30 protein-coding genes and 1 tRNA gene are annotated in these 25,753 nt (G+C 45.9%); 14 read left to right on the forward strand and 17 right to left on the reverse strand.

From position 1 onward, the window contains the following. Window positions 1-158 precede the first annotated feature (158 nt). On the forward strand, window positions 159-1,034 hold the full coding sequence (gene folD, locus IQ270_RS02595) for a bifunctional methylenetetrahydrofolate dehydrogenase/methenyltetrahydrofolate cyclohydrolase FolD (RefSeq protein ID WP_193971692.1): 876 nt from the start codon (window positions 159-161) through the stop codon (window positions 1,032-1,034). 173 nt (window positions 1,035-1,207) lie between these two features. Here folD and IQ270_RS02600 read toward each other — a convergent pair whose 3' ends face one another. Together IQ270_RS02600 and IQ270_RS02605 are read right to left on the reverse strand one after the other, a co-directional pair. After that, window positions 1,208-1,972 (reverse strand): methyltransferase domain-containing protein, encoded by a 765-nt coding sequence (locus IQ270_RS02600; protein WP_193971694.1) that lies wholly within the window; start codon window positions 1,970-1,972, stop codon window positions 1,208-1,210. Between the two features lie 93 nt (window positions 1,973-2,065). Next, window positions 2,066-2,554, reverse strand: a complete 489-nt coding sequence (locus tag IQ270_RS02605; RefSeq protein WP_193971696.1) for a GNAT family N-acetyltransferase — start codon at window positions 2,552-2,554, stop codon at window positions 2,066-2,068. A 112-nt stretch (window positions 2,555-2,666) separates the two neighbouring features. Between IQ270_RS02605 and IQ270_RS02610 the strand changes: the two genes are divergently transcribed. The 3 genes from IQ270_RS02610 to IQ270_RS02620 all read left to right on the forward strand — a co-directional run bounded on the left by IQ270_RS02610 (window position 2,667) and on the right by IQ270_RS02620 (window position 5,146). Next, the gene (locus tag IQ270_RS02610) at window positions 2,667-3,554 is read left to right on the forward strand and encodes a LysR family transcriptional regulator (RefSeq protein ID WP_193971698.1); all 888 of its coding nucleotides are present in this window, start codon (window positions 2,667-2,669) and stop codon (window positions 3,552-3,554) included. A 192-nt stretch (window positions 3,555-3,746) separates the two neighbouring features. Then, on the forward strand, window positions 3,747-4,673 hold the full coding sequence (gene crtE, locus IQ270_RS02615; RefSeq protein ID WP_193971760.1) for a geranylgeranyl diphosphate synthase CrtE: 927 nt from the start codon (window positions 3,747-3,749) through the stop codon (window positions 4,671-4,673). Between the two features lie 14 nt (window positions 4,674-4,687). After that, the gene (locus IQ270_RS02620; protein ID WP_193971700.1) at window positions 4,688-5,146 is read left to right on the forward strand and encodes a divergent PAP2 family protein; all 459 of its coding nucleotides are present in this window, start codon (window positions 4,688-4,690) and stop codon (window positions 5,144-5,146) included. 67 nt (window positions 5,147-5,213) lie between these two features. Here the strand turns inward: IQ270_RS02620 and IQ270_RS02625 are convergent, their stop codons facing one another. From IQ270_RS02625 to IQ270_RS02640, 4 genes are all read right to left on the reverse strand, one after another. Beyond that, window positions 5,214-5,717 carry a YbjN domain-containing protein gene (locus tag IQ270_RS02625; RefSeq protein WP_193971702.1) on the reverse strand — a complete coding sequence of 168 codons (504 nt, stop codon included), beginning with the start codon at window positions 5,715-5,717 and terminating at the stop codon, window positions 5,214-5,216. A gap of 385 nt (window positions 5,718-6,102) precedes the next feature. Further along, window positions 6,103-7,014 (reverse strand): ferritin-like domain-containing protein, encoded by a 912-nt coding sequence (locus IQ270_RS02630; protein WP_193971704.1) that lies wholly within the window; start codon window positions 7,012-7,014, stop codon window positions 6,103-6,105. Window positions 7,015-7,317: 303 nt separating this feature from the next. Then, window positions 7,318-7,551: a hypothetical protein gene (locus tag IQ270_RS02635; RefSeq protein WP_193971706.1), complete on the reverse strand. Its 234-nt coding sequence runs from the start codon at window positions 7,549-7,551 to the stop codon at window positions 7,318-7,320. 2 nt (window positions 7,552-7,553) lie between these two features. After that, entirely contained in the window at window positions 7,554-7,880 is a 327-nt protein-coding gene (locus tag IQ270_RS02640) for a hypothetical protein (protein ID WP_193971708.1), read from the reverse strand. Between the two features lie 76 nt (window positions 7,881-7,956). Here IQ270_RS02640 and IQ270_RS02645 point away from each other — a divergent pair, with 76 nt between their 5' ends. Next, window positions 7,957-8,394, forward strand: coding sequence for a hypothetical protein (locus IQ270_RS02645; RefSeq protein WP_368670076.1), 438 nt, complete (start codon window positions 7,957-7,959; stop codon window positions 8,392-8,394). A gap of 312 nt (window positions 8,395-8,706) precedes the next feature. Here the strand turns inward: IQ270_RS02645 and glnA are convergent, their stop codons facing one another. Further along, a complete protein-coding gene (gene glnA, locus IQ270_RS02650) occupies window positions 8,707-10,128 on the reverse strand; it encodes a type I glutamate--ammonia ligase (RefSeq protein ID WP_193971712.1) in 1,422 nt (473 codons plus the stop codon). A 356-nt stretch (window positions 10,129-10,484) separates the two neighbouring features. Between glnA and apcB the strand changes: the two genes are divergently transcribed. Continuing rightward, on the forward strand, window positions 10,485-10,994 hold the full coding sequence (gene apcB / locus IQ270_RS02655) for an allophycocyanin subunit beta (protein ID WP_193971714.1): 510 nt from the start codon (window positions 10,485-10,487) through the stop codon (window positions 10,992-10,994). A 114-nt stretch (window positions 10,995-11,108) separates the two neighbouring features. Here the strand turns inward: apcB and IQ270_RS02660 are convergent, their stop codons facing one another. After that, window positions 11,109-11,306, reverse strand: coding sequence for a hypothetical protein (locus IQ270_RS02660; RefSeq protein WP_193971716.1), 198 nt, complete (start codon window positions 11,304-11,306; stop codon window positions 11,109-11,111). A 125-nt stretch (window positions 11,307-11,431) separates the two neighbouring features. Between IQ270_RS02660 and IQ270_RS02665 the strand changes: the two genes are divergently transcribed. The 3 genes from IQ270_RS02665 (at window position 11,432) to IQ270_RS02675 (ending at window position 13,384) form a co-directional block, all read left to right on the forward strand. Next, entirely contained in the window at window positions 11,432-11,617 is a 186-nt protein-coding gene (locus tag IQ270_RS02665; RefSeq protein WP_193971718.1) for a hypothetical protein, read from the forward strand. An 88-nt stretch (window positions 11,618-11,705) separates the two neighbouring features. After that, on the forward strand, window positions 11,706-12,554 hold the full coding sequence (locus IQ270_RS02670) for a TlyA family RNA methyltransferase (protein WP_193971720.1): 849 nt from the start codon (window positions 11,706-11,708) through the stop codon (window positions 12,552-12,554). A gap of 140 nt (window positions 12,555-12,694) precedes the next feature. Further along, on the forward strand, window positions 12,695-13,384 hold the full coding sequence (locus IQ270_RS02675; RefSeq protein WP_193971722.1) for a hypothetical protein: 690 nt from the start codon (window positions 12,695-12,697) through the stop codon (window positions 13,382-13,384). An 81-nt stretch (window positions 13,385-13,465) separates the two neighbouring features. Here IQ270_RS02675 and IQ270_RS02680 read toward each other — a convergent pair whose 3' ends face one another. The 5 genes from IQ270_RS02680 to IQ270_RS02700 form a co-directional block, all read right to left on the reverse strand. Next, window positions 13,466-14,113, reverse strand: a complete 648-nt coding sequence (locus IQ270_RS02680; RefSeq protein WP_193971724.1) for a type I restriction endonuclease subunit R — start codon at window positions 14,111-14,113, stop codon at window positions 13,466-13,468. Continuing rightward, the gene (locus IQ270_RS02685; protein WP_193971725.1) at window positions 14,110-15,561 is read right to left on the reverse strand and encodes a GTP-binding protein; all 1,452 of its coding nucleotides are present in this window, start codon (window positions 15,559-15,561) and stop codon (window positions 14,110-14,112) included. The genes IQ270_RS02680 and IQ270_RS02685 overlap by 4 nt, the downstream gene beginning before the upstream one ends. A 197-nt stretch (window positions 15,562-15,758) precedes the next feature. Continuing rightward, on the reverse strand, window positions 15,759-17,207 hold the full coding sequence (locus IQ270_RS02690) for a YcjF family protein (protein WP_193971726.1): 1,449 nt from the start codon (window positions 17,205-17,207) through the stop codon (window positions 15,759-15,761). A gap of 325 nt (window positions 17,208-17,532) precedes the next feature. Next, window positions 17,533-18,615: an ATP-dependent 6-phosphofructokinase gene (locus tag IQ270_RS02695; protein ID WP_193971727.1), complete on the reverse strand. Its 1,083-nt coding sequence runs from the start codon at window positions 18,613-18,615 to the stop codon at window positions 17,533-17,535. A 134-nt stretch (window positions 18,616-18,749) separates the two neighbouring features. Continuing rightward, on the reverse strand, window positions 18,750-18,992 hold the full coding sequence (locus IQ270_RS02700) for a hypothetical protein (protein ID WP_193971728.1): 243 nt from the start codon (window positions 18,990-18,992) through the stop codon (window positions 18,750-18,752). Window positions 18,993-19,129: 137 nt separating this feature from the next. Between IQ270_RS02700 and IQ270_RS02705 the strand changes: the two genes are divergently transcribed. The 3 genes from IQ270_RS02705 to IQ270_RS02715 all read left to right on the forward strand — a co-directional run bounded on the left by IQ270_RS02705 (window position 19,130) and on the right by IQ270_RS02715 (window position 21,772). Further along, window positions 19,130-19,633, forward strand: a complete 504-nt coding sequence (locus IQ270_RS02705; protein ID WP_193971729.1) for a hypothetical protein — start codon at window positions 19,130-19,132, stop codon at window positions 19,631-19,633. 239 nt (window positions 19,634-19,872) lie between these two features. Beyond that, window positions 19,873-20,691: an FkbM family methyltransferase gene (locus IQ270_RS02710; RefSeq protein WP_193971730.1), complete on the forward strand. Its 819-nt coding sequence runs from the start codon at window positions 19,873-19,875 to the stop codon at window positions 20,689-20,691. 109 nt (window positions 20,692-20,800) lie between these two features. After that, window positions 20,801-21,772 carry a substrate-binding domain-containing protein gene (locus IQ270_RS02715; protein ID WP_193971731.1) on the forward strand — a complete coding sequence of 324 codons (972 nt, stop codon included), beginning with the start codon at window positions 20,801-20,803 and terminating at the stop codon, window positions 21,770-21,772. A 138-nt stretch (window positions 21,773-21,910) separates the two neighbouring features. Here IQ270_RS02715 and IQ270_RS02720 read toward each other — a convergent pair whose 3' ends face one another. From IQ270_RS02720 to IQ270_RS02730, 3 genes are all read right to left on the reverse strand, one after another. Then, window positions 21,911-22,960 (reverse strand): folate-binding protein YgfZ, encoded by a 1,050-nt coding sequence (locus tag IQ270_RS02720; protein WP_193971732.1) that lies wholly within the window; start codon window positions 22,958-22,960, stop codon window positions 21,911-21,913. Between the two features lie 90 nt (window positions 22,961-23,050). Next, window positions 23,051-23,434: a hypothetical protein gene (locus IQ270_RS02725; RefSeq protein WP_193971733.1), complete on the reverse strand. Its 384-nt coding sequence runs from the start codon at window positions 23,432-23,434 to the stop codon at window positions 23,051-23,053. Between the two features lie 192 nt (window positions 23,435-23,626). Further along, a tRNA-Val gene (locus IQ270_RS02730) sits at window positions 23,627-23,698 on the reverse strand. A 71-nt stretch (window positions 23,699-23,769) separates the two neighbouring features. On the opposite strand from IQ270_RS02730, the gene IQ270_RS02735 reads away from it, so the two are divergent. Together IQ270_RS02735 and mazG are read left to right on the forward strand one after the other, a co-directional pair. Beyond that, window positions 23,770-24,360 carry a metal-binding protein gene (locus IQ270_RS02735; RefSeq protein ID WP_193971734.1) on the forward strand — a complete coding sequence of 197 codons (591 nt, stop codon included), beginning with the start codon at window positions 23,770-23,772 and terminating at the stop codon, window positions 24,358-24,360. Between the two features lie 6 nt (window positions 24,361-24,366). Beyond that, window positions 24,367-25,194, forward strand: a complete 828-nt coding sequence (mazG, locus tag IQ270_RS02740; RefSeq protein ID WP_193971735.1) for a nucleoside triphosphate pyrophosphohydrolase — start codon at window positions 24,367-24,369, stop codon at window positions 25,192-25,194. Window positions 25,195-25,317: 123 nt separating this feature from the next. Here mazG and IQ270_RS02745 read toward each other — a convergent pair whose 3' ends face one another. After that, window positions 25,318-25,719, reverse strand: a complete 402-nt coding sequence (locus IQ270_RS02745; protein ID WP_193971736.1) for a helix-turn-helix transcriptional regulator — start codon at window positions 25,717-25,719, stop codon at window positions 25,318-25,320. Between the last annotated feature and the right edge of the window lie 34 nt (window positions 25,720-25,753).

Genomic DNA, 25,753 nt, shown 5'->3' on the forward strand with positions numbered 1-25,753 from the left:
TCCCATAAGAACAATAAAAATGGTAAGTTATTTAATTCTCATTCCTTACTTTAACAGAATTCCCAGAATCGATCGCAAGTAAGAAATTTCTCTAGTGTAGTCCGAGTCTGCGATTAAGCTAAAATCTAAAATCGTCAGCCCCTAACCCAGAGTCTACAATGGATGCCAAAACTGCTCAAATACTAGATGGGAAAGCTTTAGCGAAAAAGATTCAAAGCGAGCTGAGCGATCTAGTCCGCACCCTACAGCCCCAGATTGGTCGTCCTCCGGGACTTGCGGTGCTGATGGTGGGGGACAACCCAGCCAGCGCGGCTTACGTGCGGAACAAAGAGCGGGCCTGCGCTAAGGTTGGCATAGCTTCCTTCGGCCAGCATTACCCAGCCAATGCGAGTCAAGCCGAACTCGAACTTGCAATTAAAGCGCTCAACGAGGACGATCGAGTAGACGGCATTTTAGTGCAACTCCCGCTACCAGAAAACTTAGATGCAATTGCGCTGCTGTACCAGATTGCTCCCGACAAAGACGCTGACGGACTTCACCCGATAAATTTAGGTCGCTTAGTGCGCGGGGAAGAAGGTTTGCGGAGTTGTACTCCCGCCGGAGTGATGCGGTTGTTGCAGGAATATCAGATTGATTTGAAAGGAAAAAATGCTGTTGTTTTGGGGCGGAGTATTTTGGTAGGTAAACCGATGGCGCTGATGCTGTTAGAAGCTGATTGTACTGTGACTGTAGCTCATTCGCGGACGCAAAACCTAGAATCAGTTACCAGCCAAGCCGATATTTTAATTGCCGCCGTCGGCCGCACAGAAATGATTGCAGCTAATATGGTTAAACCGGGAGCAGTAGTAATTGATGTTGGTATTAACCGCGTCGTCAATCCTGATGGTACTAGCCGTTTGGCGGGAGATGTAGATTTTGATGCTGTGAAAACAGTAGCCGGGTTGATTACACCGGTGCCGGGAGGAATTGGGCCGATGACTGTTGCTATGTTGTTGGAAAATACAGTTTCTAGTTATACGAAAAAGATGGTTTGACGAGCGCGCGCATCATAGCGGAAATGTGCAGTTTTGCCTTTATATGAGATTGCTGTATCCGCTTTTTTGATTGCCGAAGCAAGGAGCGGATACAAGACTAAAATCAGAAAATGCCTTTTACAAAAATGAGCGGTTCCTACTGAGATAATTCCGGCTAATTTGGGTAATGCCGACTATTTGTTGACAGCAACAACGCGAATTCGGCGATAATCTGCACTCCAATTACCATCGCGGTAAAGTGCAGACCGCAAACGTTCTTCAACTTGTTTAATTACGTGCGATCGCACTTCCGGCGACAAACCCGACAAAAACTCGCCAGCAAACATTTCAATCCAATTTACCATACCAGCGCTGCCGCCTGCTAGGGGAGTCGGGCGATCGAACAAAACCGCATAAACCACATCAAAACCATGATTTTCCAAAAGCCCAGCATACTCGCCGACACTCGGAAAATACCAAGGATTAAGCGATTGGGGTTCCCCCAAGCCAATTTCTGACAAAACACTCAAAAGCGTCCGGGCGATCGCCCCCACATTCCCCTTACCGCCAAACTCAGCCACAAAACGCCCTCCCGGGCTCAGCGCTTTTTCCACACAATCGATCGCAGCATCCGGCTGCTTAATCCAGTGCAAAACAGCATTAGAAAACACAGCATCCAGCGGCTGTTCCACTTGAAAATCCCTAGCATCCGCCACCGCAAAATTAATGTGAGGATAGTTAACTTTTGCCGTAGAAATCATAGACAAAGATGAATCAATACCTTGCACAAAAGCACCGCTTTCAGCAATTTTTCCAGTTAACTGTCCCGTACCGCAGCCCAGATCCAGAATTCGTTCGCCAGCCTTCGGAACCAGCAACTCCAAAAGCGACTCGCCGTACTGCCAAACAAAAGCGTGTTGTTCTTCGTAAAGAGCTGTATTCCAAGAATTTTGTGCCATAATAACTACCCTAAATCTGTCTTCTCTTTCTCTGTGCTCTCTGTGTTCTCTGCGGTTAATAAAAACAAATCCTCCTTCACAACATCAATCAAATTATTTGCTAGCAAGTTTTGAGATCGCACTTCCCTCAATTCTGCAAACCCTAATATTTTCCAAAATGCGAGCACCCTGCTTTTCGTAAAAAGCAATACCAGGCGCATTCCCACTATTAACAGTCCATTCAATCCGCCCGCAATTCGTGGATTCAGCAATTTGCGCCAAATGTTTCAACAGCGCTGTACCCACTCCCATGCCGCGCATAGGAGCTTGCACAAATAAATCATCCAGCCAGAGGCACGGCTGCGCCAACAGACTTGAATAGGAAGCATAAAACATCGCAAATCCTACCGCTTTTTCGGCAACTTCCGCCAACAATACTCGCACTAGGGGAGACTCGATAAATAGTGTTTGCTGCAATTTATCTGTTGTTGCTGCTAACAGATGTCTAGCTCCATCAAACTCGCTTTTTTGCAAAACAAAAGCCAGAATCACTTCTAAATCTGCCAGCTCTGCTTCTCTAACTTTGATATTTAAATTAGCCATTATTTGAATTTTCAATTTCGCCTATTAATCACTGTATTAAATGCCATCATAAATGTCCAATATCTGTTTAAATAACAACTGATACTTTTAAAATATTAATGAATGGGAAATCATGGAACTGCGACATTTGCGTTATTTCATTGCGGTTGCAGAAGAGTTGAATTTCACTCGCGCAGCCGATCGACTGCATATGGCTCAACCTCCGCTGAGCCAACAAATCCAGAATTTGGAGACCGAGTTGGGTTTTCAATTGTTTCGCCGCACCAAACGCACAGTAATGCTAACGGCTGCGGGACAGGTTTTTTTTGAGGAATCGCAAAAAATTATGCAGCAAGTCGATCGGGCAATTCAACTCGGCAAACAGACAAGCCGGGGCGAATTAGGCCAACTAACTGTAGGCTTTGTGAGTTCCGCCTCTCACAATGTGGTTCCAGGCATCTTGCAGGCCTTTGGCACTCAATGTCCCGCCGTCAAGCTCGAATTGCACGAACTGACGACAAACGAACAGTTGCAGCGGTTGCGGTTCGGCCAAATTGATATCGGCTTCGTGCGCCCTCCCGTCGAGGAAGATGGCATAAATTCGGAAATCGTGTTTCGAGAACCGCTGATCGCGGCACTGCCAGAAACGCATCCGGCGACCGATCGCGCGATCGTGGAATTGCGCGAACTTTCAGGCGAACCGTTCATCTTATTTCCGCGTTCTTTGGCTCCGGGATTGTACGATGCGATCGTCAGTCTTTGTCAACAAGCCGGTTTTAGCCCGATCGCGGGTCAAGAAGCGATTCAAATGCAGACAATTATCAGCTTAGTAGCCGCCGAGATGGGCGTGGCGATCGTCCCGGCATCAATGCAAAATTTCCAGCGCCGCGGGGTTGTTTACAAATCTTTGCCAGAATCAACCTGCGAGGTGGCGATCGCCCTAATTTGGCGCCACCATCCCGCGCCGGTGGTGCAGCGGTTTTTGGAAGTCGCCAGACAAATCAGCAGATTTGAGATTTGAAACAATTGTAAATTTTAGATTGACTGGTAATTTGACAAAGTTATCAAAACTCAAAGATTTTCTGTGCAACAACACCCGTAGAATGATTAATTGATGCTCCGAGTGCGGGCAACCACCGCCGTAAAAGTCGGCACGATCCGACCCGAACAACTCAAAGTATCCCCAGTCACATTCAGTACAAGAGAGCAAAGGATGGTATTGGCAACAGAAATGGATTCTTCCACACCCGAATCCGCTTTCGACTTATCTCGTTACCTAGTCGAGCAAAAAAAGGCGATCGATGTAGCTCTCGACAGTGCACTACCGGTCATCTACCCAGAGCAAATTTACGAAGCAATGCGCTACTCGCTGCTAGCGGGAGGAAAGCGCTTGCGTCCGATCCTGTGTCTGGCTAGCTGCGAACTCGCTGGCGGCACTACATCTATGGCAATTCCCACAGCTTGCGCTTTGGAAATGATCCACACAATGTCGCTGATTCACGACGATTTGCCGGCAATGGACAACGACGACTATCGGCGCGGCAAACTGACGAACCACAAAGTCTATGGCGAAGATATCGCCATTTTGGCTGGCGATGGTTTGTTGACTTATGCTTTTGAATTTATCGCCACTAAAACTCAGAACGTACCCCCTCATCTGGTGTTGCAGGCGATCGCCCATTTGGCGCGGGCATCCGGCGCAGCAGGACTCGTAGGTGGCCAAGTGGTGGACTTGGAATCGGAAGGAAAAACAGATGTTTCTCTAGAAACTTTGAACTATATTCACGCTCACAAAACCGGCGCATTGTTAGAAGCCTGCGTAGTTTGTGGGGGAATTCTGGCTGGGGCTTCGGCTGCAGATTTGCAGCGGATGTCTCGTTTTGCTCAAAATATTGGGCTGGCTTTCCAGATAATTGACGACATTCTGGATATTACAGCCACTCAAGAAGAACTGGGCAAAACTGCTGGGAAAGATGTTCAAGCAGGGAAAGTGACGTATCCAAGTTTGTGGGGAATTGATGAGTCTCGGCGCCAAGCCACACAGCTTGTTGCTGATGCGAAGTCTCAACTCGAAGCGTTTGGGAGCAAAGCTCTACCGATGCTGGGAATTGCTGATTTTATTACCAGCCGCAGTAACTAAAAATACCAAACACTATGCAGGAAATTTGCAGCGGCATTTTAAACAATCATGTACTAATGGTTGCTTTAATTGCTTGTCTGGCGGCTCAGATCATGAAGTTGCCGATCGAATTAGTCAAAAATCGCAAATTCAATCTTCGGAATTTAGTCACAACCGGCGGAATGCCCAGCGCTCATTCGGCCTTTGTCGGCGCTTTGGCGACAGGAGTGGGACAAACAATGGGCTGGGAAAGTTCAGAGTTTGCGATCGCCACGATTTTTGCAATTATCGTTATGTACGACGCTGCTGGCGTCCGCCAAGCCGCCGGCAAACAAGCCCGCATTCTCAACCAACTAATTGACGAATTTTTTGAAGAAGATCACAATTTTAACGAGGCTCGCCTGAAAGAGTTGCTGGGACACACTCCTTTTCAAGTGCTTGTCGGTTTGGGGCTGGGAATTGCTATTTCTTGGCTCGCCTGGCCTGCATATTAGTTAACAGTTAACTGTTAACTGTTAACTGTTAACTGTTGACTGTTGACTGTTGACTAATGACTAATGACTACTGACCGAATTCTGCTTGCAGCAAGTCGTCGTTGTCATCGGCAATAGTAGCGACAATAGTAATAACCCGAGAAATTTCCCCGGCAGAGATTTCTGCCATAGTCCGAGTCGATATTACCGCAACTTTATTGTCAACAATCGCAAAATGAGATTCCAAGGTAGACAGCCAATTCATTTCTAGGATTTTCCGCATTAATTGAGCTTCATTCTTCGCCGGCAACTGCAGCACAAAAGCCCAAACAGTCAAAGTATCATCTTCGGTTTCGCCGCTGAGTTGGACGAACAGTTCAACACTGCCGTACTTGAATTTCCAAAGATGCCCGCCAGCTTCATTTTGGCCTACCATGACTTTTTGGTCTACAGCCATGCTGGCAATCACAGTCTCAATTTCTTCTGCATAGCTGACTGCTGTGGCTTTTTCGACCTGGGCATCTACGATCGCGCTTTCACTCGATTGGCTTTCTGCGGAAGCAGTTTGTATGTTCGGCTCGCTGTTAGTCATGATTATATTTAAAAGGAAAACTATTCCAATAATTCAGTTTACTTGCTATGTTCTTCAGATTGTAAATTTTAAATCTTAAAGCTCCGTCAAGAGTAACTTGTTCCTAGGCTCTGCCTGGGAACCGATGTCCAGAGGCTCCGCCTCGCTTAACTACGAAAATTTGAGGCAGAGCCTCGGGATCTGCATTACCAGGCAGAGCCTGGTAACGAGTACAACTTGTTCCTAGGCTCTGCCTGGGAACCGATGTCTAGAGGCTCCGCCTCGCTTAACTACGAAAATTTGAGGCAGAGCCTCGGGATCTGCATTACCAGGCAGAGCTTGGTAACGAGTACACGAGTACATCTCTTAGTCTGCGGAGGCAGACTTCGTTTCTGTAGCCGCGGTTTCAACCGCCTTTTCTAGGCTTCGCCACCACCGGCTTTTTCTCAATGTTTTTCATCCCATTGAGGAACATCGGCACAAATTTCTCCACAAATGCCTGCGGGTCGCGGTTCCAGGCGCGCTGAGCGACATCAACTCTAGTCATTTGCAAGTCGGGGGCGAGCAGGGTTGCCGGCAAGCGCTCCATCAGATATTGCGGGCGTTCCCACATCGGCATGGTGTTGGCAATGTCCACCAGGCGAGTGACGCGGCGGAGTTCTGCTCCCAGCATAATATCCATTCCCGATTCAAATGCAGCTTGTTCGATCGCCACATACTTGCGTTTTGCCTGTTCCACATTCTGGCGGTGTTCCGGGCTTTTGGCAGCAATTGCGCCGAGCCAGCGATTCCCCCAGCGGACGTGGCCTGCTTCTTCAGGAAAAATCTTTTCGATAGTTTCGCGGATTTTGACGTTTTCGTCGGTTTGGGGAGCATTTTTCAGGGCGTGGATGTGGGCCGAGAAATACTCGCATCCCCGCTTCTCGGTGACATTAATCGCCGCTAGCGAAGAAATTACAAAATCTTCGCGGTCTTTAGTCGGGTCTTTTTGCTCGCTGTCGAGCAATCTTTCAAATTCATCGATGTAAGAGACCCCCGGCGGCGTTCCCACTTTCTCGCCGATGTCTACCAGCAAGTCGGTAAGCCACATAGCGTGCCGCGCTTCGTCGGAGATGTGCCGGGAAATGTCGCGCACGAGCTCTGCCGGTTCGCCGTCTAGCTGTTCGATCAAATCAGTGAGGTCTTTGCAACTGCGCTGTTCGCTGTAGCGGTAGCGGTTGAGGGTGATCAGGTGGATTTCGCGATCGCGCACCACTTGAGCTAAAATTTCACGTGCTCCCATTGCGTTGCGGAGCTTGCGGGGATAAGCAACTGTCATGATTTTATTTTGTTTTGTAAAGATACCCATATAAGTGTAACGCAGTTTTTGGGATAACCAATTACGTCCCAAGACGGAAAGTTTTTGTGTAGCAAGCAGAGAGATTTTTATACATAGAACTTTTTTTACTCGCATTTCTACAGACGAGCAATTGCATACATCTTCGATCGATAGAGAAACCGCAGATAATGGCAGATAAACGCAGATAATTTTTAGGTGCTTTTCGACTGAATCCACGATGTCTAATAGTTTTGAGTTGCTATCCCCGCAAGTGCTGTGCTTTCCCAAGCAATGGTAGCGCAATCAAAACTTTTCAGGTTCCATCAAATCAGAATCCTCAACACTAGCAGGCTCTTGTTGAAATTTTTGCGCCTCCTCCACTTCTAGCCTCGCCAGCGTTGTCGCCGCATCCGCTAACTGCAAAGCCAGATTCATTCGACCAACTGGGTTTTTCTCCTTCCAAAGGTCTTTTGCTAAGAAATGCACTCGATAGCGGAACATTTTAATTGACTGTGATGGAATAACTTTAGCTGTCATTGTCATAACCTCTCTTCAACAGTAGCTAGAATGCGAAGCAGTACCCGTTCCGGTTCTAGATAAACAAATGTCAGTATGATGACTCGATCTTTTTTGCCAATCGTCACATCCCAGGTGGCAGATTGTGGTTCAACCCGTTCGTGCCTGACTATTACAGTATATTGTCCTGGTACCAAGTCATCAAATCCCGCATCTGCTTCCATCAAAGCAACCGTTTCCTCGGCCAGTACCCGTCCGTCCCGATTCAGTAAAGTAATGAAGGCAATGCCATCAACTGAAGTCATTGCGACATTATTTTGATTGCGAACCATCACAAAAATATCGGACATCGTTTGGTAATTGCTAATGGCTAATTGCTACTTTATACTGAGAGCAGCATTTAACACACAAACAAGCATAATTACTGTGAATAATTTAAAAATATTGTTAATTTTGACGGCTTGTGCAGCGGTTCTAGGTTTGGGAAAAAGTGGGGCGCTAGCTGTCTCGAATATCTCCGAGACCAAGCCTTGCGTGCAGCTTCACAGTCTGCAAATAGCAGAAAAGAGCGATCGCAATTTAAGCAACTCGAAAGGTACATTAAAAGAAGGCAGTGTCCTCTCTGTCGATCCAGATGAAGTTACGGGCATACCAAAAGCTGAGGCGCGACAGCGTTTCATTTTGAATAAGATATATCGGGTTCAGGAAGGCACTACCGCTGACGATTTGTTTATTGTGGATGAGAAAGCAAATAAATGGGCTGTAGAGGATGTTTCTGATGCTACTATGGGCCCTACTACTCACAGCGTCGCCCTGATGGTTTCCGGTAAGGGTCAAGTCTGGGCGCTAATACAGATGTTCTAATATTTGGGAATTGGGAATGGGGAATTGGGAATTGGGAATTGGGAATTGGGAATTGGAGTTCGCATAAATTAAATCTAAAAAAAAGTCGCCGTTGAAGGCGACTTTTTTTAGAATCATATCATGTCCGGTCGATTCCCTTCGCTTCGTTTCGCCCATGATCAAAAAGGTTTGCAGCATCGGAATACAAGTCCTTCGATTATAAGGACTTTAGTCCTCACTACAAACGAAGCTTATTGTGGTCATTCCAGCGGAAATGATATCACACCTCAAAAAATAATAATTTTAATTTTTTGGGTGCGATTTTTAACTTATCTAACAGTCGTAGTAAAGAGAAAACTCGTAGGGGTGAGGACGCAGGCGCATCGGGTTGACTTCATTGTCGAGTTTGTAGGAAATCCAGGTTTGGATGAAGTCTTCGGTAAATACGCCGGTTTCTGTTAAGAAACTGTGGTCTTTTTCTAAAGCTTCTAAAGCGCCTTCTAAGGAACCGGGAGTTGAAGGAATTTTGCTCAATTCTGTCGGAGAAAGGTCGTAGATATCCACGTCCAAAGGTTCGCCCGGATCGATTTGATTTTTGATGCCGTCTATGCCGGCGCACAGCATGGCTGCAAAGGCTAAATAGGGGTTCGATGTGGCATCGGGACAGCGGAATTCTAACCGCTTGGCTTTGGGGTTGTTGCCGGAAAGGGGAATGCGTACTGATGCCGATCGATTTCCTTGAGAGTAAGCTAGGTTTACAGGCGCTTCAAAACCAGGAACTAACCGCTTGTAGGAATTAGTCGTCGGGTTGGTGAGTGCCAAAAGTGCCGGGGCGTGCTTGAGAATGCCGCCGATGTAATGCAGTCCCATTTGACTGAAACCTGCATATTGGTCGCCTGCAAATAGAGGTTGGCCGTCTTTCCAAATCGACTGGTGAACGTGCATCCCGGAACCGTTGTCATTAAACAGCGGTTTGGGCATGAAGGTGATGGTTTTGCCGTATTTTTTGCCGACGTTTTTGATGACGTATTTGTATGTCAGCAAGTAGTCGGCGGCTTGGACTAATGTTGCAAAGCGGAAACCGAGTTCGCATTGACCGCCCGTGGCGACTTCGTGGTGGTGCTTTTCTATGGGTACGCCGCACTTGGCCATTGTCAGCAGCATTTCCGTTCTCATGTCTTGAGAGGTATCGGTTGGTGCTACTGGGAAATAACCTTCTTTGTAACGGGGTTTGTAGCCGAGGTTGCCGCCTGCTTCTTCTTTGCCGGAATTCCAGCGACCTTCGATCGAATCTACGTAATAGTAGCCGGAATTTTGGGTTTGGTCGAAGCGAACGTCGTCAAAAATGAAAAATTCTGCTTCCGGGCCGAAGAATGCTGTATCGCCGAGACCGGTCGTCGTCAAGTAGTCTATCGCTTTTTGGGCTATGGTGCGGGGACAGCGGCTGTAGGGCTCGCCGGTGCGGGGTTCTTTGATGCTGCAAATGAAGCTGATGGTGGGTTCTGCCATGAACGGGTCCATCCAAGCGGTGGTAGGATCGATGACCATCGTCATGTCTGATTCGTTGATGGCTTTCCAGCCCCGAATGCTGGAACCGTCGAAGGGTACGCCGTCTGTGAATGCGGTTTCGTCGATTTGGTCGTGGTACAGGGAAAGGTGTTGCCAGATCCCCGGCATATCGATGAATTTGAGGTCAACGATCTGGATCTTATTTTCTTTTATGTAGTTTAAGGCTTCTTGGGGTGTCTGGAACATGACTTACTCCTGATATTGGTTGTTTCTTGGCGATCCTGTTCGAGGGCTTCGCTAACGGCAGATTTCAGACTGTTTGGGCGATCCTAGGCTTTCATCTACCAACTCTTTGTAACAAAAAGTACAAAGATTTGAAATCGACTCAGTGCGGTCAGAGAGTTTGTGATTGTTGCCTTGTCTGTGTTTCGGCTGTTGATCCCAGGCAAGCGGCTGAATTTTGCGGTCATTTGCCGGAGATTTACTGCTGAGAGTGCAAATCCTATCTCAAATCTTAATCAAAGGCCGATTTGTAGTAGTCTACAATAGGCGGTCTATCTCAGATAGCAAAGTATTGATAAAGATTTTTGGGAGAGAAACTTATGCGCGATGCAGTGACGAGTCTGATTGAAAATTATGATGTTGCTGGTAGGTATTTAGACCGAGATGGTATCGATCGGTTGAAATCTTATTTTGCAACGGGCACGGCACGGGTACAGGCGGCGGCGGCGATTAATAGCAATGCTGCGGCGATTGTCAAGCAAGCTGGTATCCAGTTATTTGCCGAACAGCCGGAACTGATCCGTCCCGGTGGAAATGCCTACACGACTCGCCGTTACGCGGCTTGTCTGCGGGACATGGATTACTACTTGCGCTATGCTACTTACGCCTTGGTGGCTGGAAGTACCGACGTGTTAGACGAGCGCGTGCTCCAAGGTTTGCGGGAAACTTATAATTCTCTGAGCGTTCCCATTGGCCCGACGGTGATGGGGATTGGGATTATGAAGGAGATGGTTAAGGCTCAGGTGGAAGCTGCGGGTCTGTCTGTAGGGTCTTTTCTGGAGCAGCCTTTTGATTACATGATTCGCGAATTGAGCGAACAAGATATTTAAGTCAAGCAAGCTGGTTGTTTGAGCTGCAAATTGCCATTGTCGCTTGCTGTTAGCCACTGTTGAACGGATCGCTTTTTTTGGGATTTGTGCCTCGAAGCGATCTTTTTTTATGGGTTAAAAATCACCAACACATCCCCAGACAAGGCATTTGTCGAGAGGATTTTTGGTTTGGCGGCGATCGATTTGCTCGGTGGTTGTTGCTTCTACTTCGCCGTTGGAGTAAAGAATGTGGACGATATCGCCGCTGACGAAGGCTAAGGGATTTTCTTGAGTGTTGACTGAATTTGTAATTGGAAAGTTGATTGTTTTCACGCTCGCTCGCCTTGATTTTGTTTGTAGCGCATTTCCTGTATTTATATACTCTGATAGTTGCCAAAGTTTTGATGTGATTCTAGGAATTGTCGCTCTGTGATAAAACTACACGCAGAGAGCGATCTGTGTCACATAATATGAGGTGGGGGCGATCGCCCCGCATCGAAAGCAGGGAAACAATTGCGGTGAGGATCGGTGGCGGTGATTCTGCGGGGAAAACCAAAATAATCGCCAAAAATCGGCAGTCTGGTTTTTGGGTAATACCAGCTACCCAAAAAATACAACTGTACATCCGCGCTCAAAAGCTTTAGGCGATGGGTGATTCCCAAATCTCAAATCTCAAATGTATAAGTGGTAATCTGATACTGTCCCAAACCAGATCCGTACAGATTAAAAACCTTGGCAAAACAACGAATAGACACTTTATTAGTAGACCTAAATTTGTGCACTTCTCGACAGCAAGCTCAGGCCTTGATTCGGACGGGGAAAGTCTCGATCGACCAACAAGTAGTTGACAAACCGGGCACTGAGGTTGACATTGCAGCAAAAATTCAGATTAAAGAGCGATCGCGCTACGTTTCCCGAGGCGGCGACAAACTAGCGAAAGCTTTAGAAGTTTTTGCGATTCCCGTTGCAGGCAGAATTTGTCTCGACGGTGGCATTTCCACGGGCGGTTTTACCGACTGTCTGCTGCAAGCCGGCGCGGCCCTAGTCTACGGCGTAGATGTTGGCTACGGTCAAGCTGATTGGCGCTTGCGTAACGATCCGAGGGTAATTTTGAAAGAACGCACCAATTTGCGATACATGACTGCTGTTGAGCTTTACGGCGAGTCACCGCGAGCCGATTTGGCGGTAGTAGATGTGTCGTTTATTTCCCTGGATAAGATTTTACCGGCACTGTGGGAATTGTTGGCACCGCCGCGAGAAGCGGTATTGTTGGTAAAGCCGCAGTTTGAGGTTGGGCGCGATCGCGTCGGGAAAAAAGGCGTAGTGCGAGACTCAGCAACTCAAGCCGATGCGATTTTTCAAGTGTGGAAAGCAGCCACAGTTTTAGGATGGCAGCAGCGTGGCTTAACGTGGTCGCCTTTACTTGGCCCGGCGGGTAATATCGAGTATCTTTTATGGTTGGGGCTCGATCGCCAAGAGGAACCACAGCCGGAGGCGATCGCAGAAGATGTTGTGAAGGAACGGATCGCACAAGTCGCAAAAGCGGCAGCGCGCGAACTTGTCGATCGATTGAAAAATTGAACAATTGAAAAATTGAACAATGAGAGATTGACTTCAAAATCTCAAGCCAATCAATTTTAAAAGTCTAATTTGGAATTCCATATTGAGCAATTTTTTTTCCTCAATCAGATTCCCAAATTTTCACAAGAGTGAATAATTCCATGCAGTCATTAAAAAAAGTCCGTTCAATTTTACTGTACGTTCTAGGTGGCATCGGGTATCTGGCGATTGCAGCTACTATTGTAGGCGTTTCAATTCTGATCAAGTTCGCAGCTCTGCTACTGGCAGACAAATTATTATATACAATTTTGATTATCGGTGATTTGTTGAGAGGCATCGAAATTATTGAACTGTTAAATATATTAGTGTTTGCTTTTATTGGCATGGGATTTGGTGTCGCTACCAAACTTTTGATTCCTCAATACGGTCGCCAAATTAGTGCAGCTTTGTTAATAGTTGTAGTTCCCTTGGTTTTCATGAGTACGCCAGTAATTAGATATAATTCTTGGTTAGAAAAAGTAGCAGAATCGGATCACCTATTGCCTGCGGAAACAGCAACATTAACTAACTCATTTTTGCAGAGAAAAGTAGGATTGCAGGGTTTTCTCGGTTATTACGTATATACCGGTCAGTTTCCAGTGATTCCGACGAAACAATCTGAGATGAAAGACTTAGACAGCTTTGAAAAAAAAGTTAATTCCAGATTTGTGCAGTTAACAGGTGTTGCTCCGACTATTGTTTCTTGGTCAATGCTGGTTTGTTTTTGGCTGATTAGACTATTTTACTTTTCTATCGCGATAATTGCCACGATCGCTCATTTTAGGGAAGGTGTGAGAATTGCGGGACGGTAATACGATTTTCGATTTTGGATTTTAGTTGTAGGATGCGTCAGTTCTGACGCATCCTAGTCAACTGAGAAATTATAGATATTTTTAAGGCTGAGCAATTAGTTGACCAATTTTTATGAAGATTTGAAGCACTGTATAAAGTTCGTTGGTTAGAGGAAGCGGTGAAAATATTCTTGATAAGTCATATTGAGGTGGATTCTGAAAGTCTAGCTTGACGAATACAATTTCACTGCCATTTGCGATCGCAGCAAAACTCGGTCTATCCTTCCGGGGATTGGCTGTCATGTATGCTAATGTTTGGGGAAGCGCAGACATTACTGAGATGGTGGTGCGCTTTGACTCTAAAAGTGTCACCCAAAACTGATTTTGCATCACTAAAACATCAATCCGTCCTTTGAGAGTTTCTATTTCTTCATCCTGCTCATCTAAAACAATTTGTACAGATTTTTCAGCAGTCATTTTAAAAGGTGAATCGTAAAAACCCGCTCGTTCTAATAGAGGCGAACCCATAATTAGCGTGACGGTGCCTTCTGTAAGGCTTCCATCATTTAAATGATAGAGATATCTGCGCCGAATTAAATTGAGCGCGGCTTTATCGGCTTCTGTAATTTCGGGTAAATCTGTATACCATTCTGGGAAAAATTCCTCTGATTCAGTTCGCGCAATATTGAATCGAGATTCCACATCTGCTAAAGTTTGGATGATTTCTGTAATGGCTGTTGTTTGTGTCATATTTTAAATTCTTGCTGGAGGCGATCGATAATTGTATTGCGCTCGATGGTGGCGAGAATTTCTTGAATTACCGTATCTTGTCCCAGGGGGCCCCAGGTGCAGCCTTTTTCTAAATAAACTTGGGCGGCGCGACCGACGGCGTAGGTTCCGTAAGCTGCTAAACTAGCTTGAGTGACAGCGACTCCGGCAAAAGTAGAAAAGCCGATTTGTGGAGCTGCTGCTGCGGCACTTTTGCCAAATCCCAAGAGAAAACTGCTACCTAATTCTCCCAATAGTACGCCGCCTGCGCTAGAGAAAATAGTCTGCCAAAGTTTCCCCGCTTCGTAACCAGTCATGGGTAAACCGTAAAGTCTGGATAAGGAGCGAATTAATGCTAAATCTGCGACAGTTGCTCCCATGACATCTAGGAAAGCAACGGGATTTAAGCCTACAGCTAAAGCCTTATATTTGGCAAATTGCCAGATTAAATCGTCGGCTTCTGCTTGTCGCAATTTGAGAACTTGACGCGCAATGTTTGATTCGGCATCTCTAGCTTCTACTAAAGCATTGAGGGCGAGGAGCGATCGCCCTTCTCTGTTAAGAATTGTGAGAATTTTGTGTTTGAGTTGGTCTATCTGCGCGGGCGGCGACTCCCATTCGTTAGTTACTCTTCCGTCGGACCATTCGACGCGCACTTGTACCGGCGCGGGTTCGGCGGCTACCATGACTATTTCTAAAGATTTGGCAGTTTTAGGAGCGGATTTTGGTGTAGATTTATCGGCAGAGTTGTTTGGTCGATCGTCCGAATTTTCGCTATCTGTGGCATCTGTTGCCGAATCGGCTGCTAGCTGTTCGTAATTTCCCAGCGCTTGCAAACTTTGGTAAATAGCTTTTCTGTCCAATTCTGGATACAAGTCAATTTTATTAAAAACTAAAATCAGCGGTTTTTGAGCTGTTTGCAATTCGCACAAAGCTTGATATTCAGTGCGGGTGATATCGCCAGCTACCACAAACAGAATTAAGTCAGCTTGGCGAGTTACTTGTTTGGCCATGTCGCCACGCACTTCGCCGCCAACTTCATCAATTCCCGGAGTATCAATTAATTCTACTTGGATTTTTTCTGTAGCTTCTGCGGCCTGAAGAGCAGGAATTGTCCAACGCACCGAACGTGGCCACTTAGTAACGCCGTTGAGGGGGCCTGTTTGCAGGATTTTTTCACCCAGAAGTGCGTTTAGTACCGCTGATTTGCCACGGCTTACCATGCCAAAAGTGGCAATGCGAATGACATGGCCTTCTAGCTTTTCTGAGGTGTAACTTAAGATATCTAACTGAGTTTGCAGCGCCGCTTCTAATTCTGTGTTGTTCGAGTTTTTTTTGCCTTGGCGCAAGTGAGAATACCGCGCGAGGGCTTCGCGCAAACTGGCACGGGCTAGGGACAAGCGATTTTCTTGGATGGAATTGTCAGCCATTGGCGATCGGCTTTTTTAAGCAATGTAATTGAGCGTCGAATCATAAATCCTATTTCTTATTTTAATACAATTTTTGATAAAATTCTAGTTTTTTATTAGGGAGTTTTTCAAAAAATATTGAACGGGCAAGATGCCCGTTCCACAATCAACAAAACTTTCTTGTGGAACAGGCATCTTGCCTGTTGCTTTATTTCAACTTAATTGGCCGCTGAATTTACTGCCTGGGACTCAGACATTTGAGGCGAGAGACGACTCGCCACTTGGTTGATGAAACCTTGCAAGAAGGAAACTTGCTGATTTTGCATAAATACTGCTTGCAAAGTTTTCGTCAGTTCCGTAAGATTGAAGATGCCTTTAGCATTTTCCAATTCTTGAGTTGAGAAATATTCAATCAAACTCAGTCCGGCTATTCTGGTAAAGTAGGCTGCACTAATTCCCTGCACCGCGCCTCCTGCTGCATAGGTGACGGCATTGCTTTTCAGCAGTCCAGTAATTGTTTGGGTAGACAGTTCTACTAATCCGAGTTTGAACATTTGGCTTGCTAAAGTTCCGGCTACTGTTTTAGCTTGGTCTAAGGAAAACTTTTGCTGGTAGATAGCGCCGAGGTCGATGACGAGTTGGGTGCTGATGGCGGTTGTTGCTAGCAAGTCTAAGGCGGGAACTGGGTTAGCAAAAACGGCGGCGGCGGCGATGTACTGATATTGTTCGATGATGGGAATCGATCGATCGCGCCTGACTGCATTTAACAAAGTTTTGGCTTCTAATTTAATACTTGCAGCCTCGCGCACGGCACAGGCCCAGACCAACTGTTGCCGTTCTTGGGTTACGATTTGAGTCAATCTTGCTGTCAGCGGTTCGAGTTGAGAAACTTGATTTTCGATCCGTTCTTTAACAGTGCCGTCTGCTTGGTGCTGCCGCACTTTAATAGCATTTGGGGAAGCTGCGATCGCAATTATATCTTCTGTTCCCAATATTCCTTGCATTCTTTGGTGCAACTGCTGCAAAACTTGCGACTGCTGTGTTGGCAAATATTGGTCGAGTTTGTTCCACAGTAGCAGCACGCGCTGACCTGCTGAAATTAGCTGAGATAATGTTTTAAATTCAGAATCCGTGATGTCGCCCGCTGTCACAAACAACACTAAATCATCGCTGATTTTAGCATCGACATTTGTTGTATTGGTAAACAGCGGTGCTGTTTCTGAGAAAATCTGCTTTGACGCTTGTTGGGATGCCCAATTAGAATTTAAAACTTGAATTAAGGCAGTTTTGCCGACAGCTTTGCCGCCGGTTACGGTTATCCGCAAGTCTTGTCTGTCTAATTCGGTTCTGAGCCGATCGAGCTTTGCTGTTAGATTAGCCGGATTTGCCGAGTTTTCAGCTTCCTGAGCTAGCAAGTTAATAGTGGCTTCGGAAGAGGCGATCGCTTTTTCCGCAGCTTCCCTGTTGGCCAGAGGTTGCGGGAGTGCGAATTCGAGTTTGGGGGATTGTTGGCGCCACCACCAATAACCCGCACCGGCAGCCGCTAAGCCGATCAGTGCCGTTTCGCCCATTTCTGAACCCGAATGCTGTAGAGTTTCCAACAGCCACAGCGCTGCTGAAAGTCCTATTCCGCCTATCAAAATCGGTCGCCGCAAGTTAAGTGTCATTTTTCCCTTCCTGTGGGTATTATCGCCAAGCTTAACCTTACCGCGCTTGGCCTTTTTCCCTCTATTCCATCGTACCTCTGCGGCATCGAAACTGACAGGCGGGCGATCGGAATTTTGGGCGGATTGCACCCTATGGCGATATTGTCGGGGGTGCAGTACACGCCCTAGAAACTACTTATTTATGGGTATGCAGAAACCGGGTTTTCTCATCAAAATATTAGCCAGAAACCATCTATCTCGGTTAACAAACTCGGTTGAGCGAGTCTGAGTGTCTCAGCAATGTAATTGCTAGACGTTTTTCACCAAAATTGAAAACTGCTACAGTCTAATCTCCCAAGCAAATTCCCAAACCGCGGGCAGTTTTTACCAGAGTACCTTCAAAGTCTACAGCTCTGTATTTGGCGATCGCATCTTCCAATGGAACGCTGACAACTTCTCGCTGTTGCCAAGATACCATGCAGTCGTATTTCTCTTGAGCAATTAAATCAACTGCTGCCACCCCAAAAGCAGAAGCAATTAATCTTTCTAGCGAAGAAGGTGTTCCCCCCCGTTGAGTATGTCCCAAAACGGTAACGCGGGTTTCTGCACCGCTACATTCCGAAATTGTATCAGCTAAATACTGACCTATTCCGCCTAATCGACTTTGACCTAAGCGATTTGTATGCATTACTAACTCGCCTGCTTCCGTGCGAACTGCCTCCGCTACTACAATTAAACAGTAGGTTTTTCCCCGCTCTTGGCGTTCTTGAATTTTGGCACAGATTTGGGAAATTTTGTAAGGAATTTCGGGAATCAAAATTATATCAGCTCCCCCAGCAATTCCGGCACTAATTGCAATATGTCCCGCGTCGCGTCCCATGACTTCAACAATGATCACGCGGCTGTGACTTGCCGCTGTAAAATGCAAGCGATCTAGTGCTTCTGTAGCAATATTGACAGCAGTATCAAAACCGATCGATCGCTCGGTAACTCCGACATCATTATCAATAGTTTTAGGGATAGCAACTAAATTTAAATTACCTAGTTTTGCAATCTTCCTGAGAATGGCGAGACTACCGTCGCCCCCAATGCCAATTAAGGCATCCAGACCCAGCATATGATAGCCTTCGATAATGTCATCGGAGCGATCGCGCACAGTCCCGTCAGCCATTGGAAAGGCAAAAGGGTTGCCCTTATTTGTCGTACCCAGCATTGTACCGCCAATGGTGAGCCAAGAGTCTACTTTCTCAATATTCAAAGGAATTGCTTGAGGGGGGCGACTCATCAATCCGTTGGTGGCTTGACGAATGCCCATCACTTTCCAATTGTAAGTTGCCGTTGCACGGTAAACAACGGCTCGAATCACTGCATTTAAACCTGCACAGTCACCTCCGCTAGTGAGAATGCCGATACACTTTTGTTCTCCCATAATTAATACCAGACTTTTGTTACTCAAAACATGGGTTGATATTTTTAGAACCAGATCGTCCAATCCTTATTTTCGACCTAATTTAGTGGCTCTGGCATCCCAAATCACCGTCTCAATCAAATACAATATAAATTTTACTTGGGATTGAGGCGTTTAGAAACTTGGTTAATGATACCGCTGAGAATTGCACCGCCCATCAGAATTCCGAGGGCGGGATTGAATACGGGCTGCCAGAGACTGTACCACAAATCGAAACCGAGATTCACTCCGGTCGATCGACCAGCTACGGCGATCGCAAACCACCCAAAAATAGCAAAGACGAAAAACACATCGGCTACTAGAATCAAGTTGAGGAAGTTAAGAATTTTATCTTTCATGGTCGATTGTTCCTTTTGAGTGTATATGTGTCAGTTTTTGGCAAGCGGTTGGTAAGGGAGTGGATCGATCGCTGCAACAGGCGATCGAATCAAGATAAAATATCATTCAATTGTTGTCGCACACTTGTGGTCAAAAGATGGTTCGTTATACACTTCCTCAAAGCCCCGAAATTATTTTAACTGTCAGAGGGAAAGATTCAGCCAAAGCCCGCGAAGATGCGATGGATAAGCTGATGCTGCTGATGGATGAAGGTAAGCTACCTACAGAGCTCGCAGAAGGATTTGGGCCCAAGCAGTTTGTTGAAGTTATGGAAGATGCTGCTGTGTCTGACGGCGAGGACGCAATTACTGAAGCAGTGCAGATTTTGAGCAATTTGGCAAGTCTCAAATTGAAGGTGATGGAATCCCGGGAAGAAGCCCTCAAAATCCGGGAGGCGATCGACATTTTGTTTACAGATGAGCCTGTGACTGCGGAGGAAATTGGTAGTCTGAAAGATGGTTTCAAGGTTCTCAAAAACTTCGCTCAAGCTAATGTCCGCTATCGAGAAGCTAGAGGTAAAGCTGAGGAAGCCCGGGCCATTCTCGACGAAGCTTTGCAATCTATGGAAGCGGAAAAAAAGGCACAGAAGCCTGCAAAATAGTAGCTAACTGTAGGGTGCGTCAGGGCGCAAATTCTGAGTTGGCGATCGTAACATTCTGACTTAACGCACCCTACAATAACTACAATCAATTTAAAAAAATCAGTCGTAGGATGTGTCGCCACCAACAATCTCTAGCTACCTCTCGACAATTTAAGAGATCAGCACCCGATCGCAATTGTATTATACACAAAGATCACATTTATTGTGTAGCCATTTTTTGTCAAAAGGATATAAATATTATGAGCGAACAACAAACAGGAATTGTCAGAAACACGATGACAGGTAGCCTGGTACTGGCGAAAAAATTAGGTTTTGAGCCAAAAACTGTGATAGATGTCGGTGCAGCCTTGGGAACATTTAACCTTTACGAAACTTTCCCCAATGCGCGACATTTGCTAATTGAACCCATCGTCGAAAATGAACCTTACCTCGCCAAAATTTGCCGCAAGCTCAAAAATGCAGAATACATTATTGCTGCTGCGGCCAAAGAATCAGGAGTTTTAACTCTCAGTGTCAGTCCAGGTATGGTGCACTCTTCGGTTTCTAAAAATCCCGTTACTGATAGCAGCAATCCTGATTTGAGAAAGATCCCAGCTATTACTCTAGATGGCATATGCAAGGAAAGAAATTTGCCGGGCCCGTATTTAATTAAGGTTGATGTAGACGGCAAGGAATTAGATGTTTTAGCGGGAGCAACGGAGATTTTGCAGCAGACTGAATATGTCATTGTCGAAGTTACTTTGTTCGGTCAAATGTATGATGTAATGAGTTTTATGAAGTCCCAAGGATTCGTAGCTTACGATATTGTTGATTTGGGATATCGTCCGATTGATGCAGCTTTGTGGCAAATTGATATGGCTTTTGTTAAGGAATTTGGTCAATTTAGAAGAGATAGCAGTTACGCGACAAAAGAGCAGGATATCGAAGCACTTGAATCGCATCTGAAAGCTTATCGGGAAGGTTTCATCGCACATATTGATGCTTATTACAGCGACCCATTGGAGGCGAATCCAGAAGTTACTCAAACTGAATTTACTGAAGAATATGTGATAATTTAAATCAAGATAATTCGGCGATGATTCGGCGCTCGAAATCGGGGAAACTACTGGGTATCGCCGCTACACAAACTTTCCCTCATCTTTTAATTCACGTCAAAATTATTCACTTATGACTAAAAAAAACGAAACAGCATCTCTAGTTTTAGCCCTCACAATTACCAGTGGCTTAATCGGTTTGGTTTTTTGGTGGTTTACAAGTAATTATGCTTACAAAATTGTGCCTTTAACCAATCAAACCGACCAATCTAACGGTAAAAATTTTACTCAAGTCAAAAACGTCCCAAACAAACTATTTAGTTATGGCGGTAGCACGACTTGGGCCACAATCCGACGCGATTTAGACCCAAAAATTCAAACCGTTTGGCCTCAATTTAAACTGCGCTACACTCAAACGAATCAAGGTAAGCCTAGCACTGGTTCAGGTATCCGTATGTTATTAGACAATCAATTGTCTTTTTCTCATGCTTCTCGCCCAGTTGAAGATCAGGAATACGAACAAGCAAAACAACGAGGTTTTAGTTTAGTAGAAGTTCCAGTAGCAATTGATGGGAGGGCGATCGCAGTTCACCCAAGCTTAAATATTCCAGGCATAACAATGCAGCAAAAAGATGATATTTATGCAGGTAAAATAACCAATTGGAATCAACTTGGCGGCCCTAATTTGAGAATTAATCTTTATGCCATACAAGGCGAGCAAGGAAACAATCGTCAAATAGTATCAACCCCTACCGATGCTATTCGTAAAGTTGCCGTCGATCCAGGAGGAATATTTGAAGCTTCTGCTCCATTATTGGTATCGCAATGTCAAGTTAAAACATTACCGCTTGGTCGGAACTTGAATCAACTAATTCCACCTTACAAACTACCTTTTGTGCCACTGTCTGAGTGTCCTTATAAGCGTAATGAAGTGAATACAGAAGTTTTTTCAAGCGCAGAATATCCCTTAACTCGACGATTGTTTGTAGTTGTTAAAAAGAACAATCAAGTCGATCAACAAGCTGGAGAAGCTTATGCCAATTTACTGCTGACAGAACAGGGCCAGGAAATGATTGAAAAGGGGGGATTTGTCAGAATTCGCTAAGAAAACTTTCGTAATATCAAGTTCGGTTAATTGCCGATCGTCACCGATCGGGCGGGTTTATGAGATTGTCGGTTTTAGGCAATTATTATTAGTGCACCCGCCCCTACAGGAATTATATCTATTCGATTCTTCCTGTGGCTATAAACTTAAAAAAGGTACGTTTACCACTTCCCCGGAAATTTCTCCTACCTGAACTTTTAATCCTTCGCCTCCAGCTTTAGTACGGATATAAGCCAGACCAAAAAATCCAGATTCAGTCTCAGTTAAACTGGTAAGTTTGCCGACTTTTTCTTCTCCGATTGTCACCACAGTACCCGGTGCAACATACCCGCTCAATTGCACCCCCCAAAGTTGCTGTTTTACTCCTTGGTAAGTGTTCAATCGGGCAATTGTTTCTTGGCCGATGTAGCAGCCTTTGTCATAAGTAATTGTGTGTAAAAGGCGCGCTTCTAGGGGGTTGTAATCGTCTGTGAGTTCAAAGTCGGGTGCGGGGCGGCCTTGTTCGATTCGCAGTTGTTCCCAGACTCGATCGCCCATTGGTACGGCCCCAGCTTTAACTAACTCAGTCCACAAGCGGGCTGCATCGCTGGCTGCTGCAATTAAGGTGTATCCAGGAGTTGCTAAACCGCTACCAACAGCAACTCGGATGTTCATTCCTGCGAAATTTATCGATTTGTGACTAGCGTAGGGTTGATTTTGAAGTTCGGTAACTCCGAGTTTTTCTAGTAGTTGAGTGCTTTCGGTGCCGAGGAGACTGAAGGTAACTGTTGTATCGGTTATATCTGTTAATTCTACGCAGTCCATTGGGAAAATATAGCGATCGAGCAATTCGAGAAGTTGGCGGCGGCGGTTGGCTGAAACTAGCAATATTACAGCATCTTCTGTAGCATAAGCGGTGGCGAGGTCGATCGTCCGGGCGGTGGATGTGAGGAAAACGGTGTCGCAACCTTGACCGGGTTTGAGTATGTTAAAGTTATTGGTACTTTGATTGTGCAGGAACCGCAGGCGATCGCTATCGGAGATTTGAATGCGTCCCCAGTGAGTGCGATCGTACAAAGCCACACCTTGTTTAGTTGCTGCGATGGCTGCTGCGTCATTACCAAAACTGACTGGGACTGTTTCTGTGGTTGTTAATTCTGCAAATGTAGCGCCTGCTGCGGCTTGAATGTCGTGCAATTCTTGAATCATAAGATTTTGTTGGCTGTTGACTGTTGGCTGTTGGCTGTTAACTGTTAACTGTTGACTGTTGACTAATGACTACTAACCAATAACCAATAACTAATTGCCTAAATTAGCGAAGATTTCTTGGATTAATTGGCTGGCTTTGGCATCAAGACGATTCCAATCTACATCGCCAGTGTCATCTTCAATCAAGCTAGTATCAATTATGACTTCCTGGCTTTGCATTGGAGTGTGGGCTGGCGGGTAGTTGACAAAGCAGATGCGATAGCAAAGTTCCCAAATATCGACGGATTTTTGCTCGCCTTGATGCTCTAAAATTAGTTGATAGCCGGGAATGGGAACCTCGACGTTGTGATAAGTTCCCGTCCAGGCGGAGTCCTCTAATTGTTTGCGGATATTGTCGATCACTCGGATCATGGCGGGCTGCATGAGAAGTTCAGCTTGCTTCCAGGCGATCGGGCTAGTTATTTTAGGCTTCATATACAGGCTTCTAAAAAGGAAAATCTATGAATTAATTTTCCTGCATTGAGTACCTATTTGCGGGACATCTGCCACAGAATGTTAAATTTATTCGTCACCAAATTCAAAAGTCAACCGTCAACAGCAACACTTAAAGCCGTTCTCGGCTTGACGGCTAAAAACGGATTTAAGTGTTGATATTGACTTTTGGTATGGGCGATGTAGGATTTGAACCTACGGCATCCTGCGTGTAAAGCAGGCGCTCTACCACTGAGCTAATCGCCCAATTGCGCTTACAGGGACTTATCATATCACAATACCCCAGAAAGATCAACTAAAAAAATCATAAACTTTTAATGCCCTCTGGCCGCACGCACGATCGAATAACCCTATGGAGTTTGCCCCTGGTGGCAGGCGTCACCTTTGGCCATACTCAAAACAGCAATCTGACTTTGCTGGTTTCCGGCAGCTTCTTAATCGGCGGACTGATGTTTGGTCCGGATTTAGATATCTACTCCTGTCAGTATCAGCGCTGGGGATGGTTCAAATTTATTTGGCTTCCCTACCAAAAAAGCCTGCGCCACCGCTCTTTTTTGTCCCACGGGCCTCTGATCGGCACGGCTTTGCGAATCTTGTACCTCGCTATCTGGATCACCGTTATAGGAGTCTTGGGATTGACAATCGCCGAAAAAATTGGCAACTTAGCCGGAAATTGGCAGGAAGCGGTTTTGGGTTGGGGTCGATCGATCTCGGAACACTACATCGAATTTATAGCCATCTACGTCGGTCTCGAATTGGGCGCGATGAGCCACTATTTGAGCGATTGGGGTGGTTCTGCTTACAAACAGTTCAAAAAGAAAGGATTGAGCGGGTTGCGCCCTCCCAAGACAATTAAGAGGCGCAAAAGCAAAGCTCCCCGCCGCACATCTAGCAAATCTAACAGGTGAATTCTAATGTCTAATTCCCACAGTCGATCGCTCGCTGAATTGGAAAACTTGATAGAAGTTGTGGCTGCGTTGCGATCGCCCGACGGCGGATGTCCTTGGGATTTAGCCCAAACTCCCCAAACCCTAATTCCTCACATCATCGAAGAAGCCTATGAAACCGCCGACGCAATTCGCAAAGGAGATCAAGATGCGATCGTCGAAGAATTGGGAGATTTGCTGTTACAGGTATTTCTGCAAGCTCAAATTGCCAGGGAATCCGATCAATTTACCTTGGCAGAAATCGCTGGGGGAATTACCGAAAAACTGATTCGGCGACATCCCCATGTTTTCGGGGATGTGGAAGTCAACAGCGTGGATGAAGTCAACGAAAACTGGGAAAAAATCAAAGCAGCAGAAAAAGGTACAAATTTGGAAAAACCGCCAAGTTTAGCCTCAAAAATGAGCCGTTATGCCAGCACTTTGCCGCCAATCACGGCCGCCGCAAAAATCTCTCAAAAAGCTGCGGAGGTGAGTTTTGATTGGGACAATGTAGAGGGCGTTTGGGATAAATTTCACGAGGAAATGGCGGAATTTGAACACGCTCTCAAACACGAGGATAAGGCCGCGCAGGAGTCGGAATTGGGAGATATTATGTTTGTGTTGGTTCAATTGGCTCGCTGGTACGATTTAGATGCGTCGGCTGCTTTGCAGGGAACGAACGATCGTTTCGTGCAGCGGTTTGCTAGGGTGGAGGCTGCGTGCGATCGACCTTTGTCGGATTATCCGCCCGAAGAGTTAGATGCTTTGTGGCAGCAAGCTAAAGCAATGCTGGCGAAACAAAAAGGCGATGCTTAACATCAAATCCGTGGGTATCAGAATGATTAATCTCTCTCATTTATCCTCCTCTGCGCCCTCTGCGCTCTCTGCGGTTAAAAACTCCAAATCTAACTAATTTGGTTTAATAAGTTCAGATATCAACTACTCATAGAGCTTTGCATCGTTGTACGGCGGATGTTCGCAAGCTATATAAAGGGCATTTGTGGGTTCCAGGGCTTCTCCTGTCACCGGATCGATCGGCTTGAGGACAAAGCATAATAGGGAGAGCGATCGCCAATCTAGATTATCCAACTTCCCGCGTTCGTAGCGGTTGACTGTGGCGGCACTGATACCAACATCTTTGGGTACGGGTTGATTTGTAGCTGTGAACAGCGCCTCTTCATATCCCTTTGTTTTGAACTCTGTTTCGCTGACAGACCAACCTGTTGTCTGTCTTGCTGCTTTTAAAATCTTCCCCAAACGCATCCGCCCCGTTTCAGTGAAGCGAACGGGACGCAATTCCTGCTGTTTGTCTACCACAACCTTGTTAGAGAGTCTTGACATTTTTCCCACCTACGTTAACTCTCAAACTATCACA

Origin of the sequence: Microcoleus sp. LEGE 07076, from assembly GCF_015207455.1 — a bacterium.
Taxonomy (GTDB): Bacteria; Cyanobacteriota; Cyanobacteriia; order Cyanobacteriales; family Microcoleaceae; genus Microcoleus.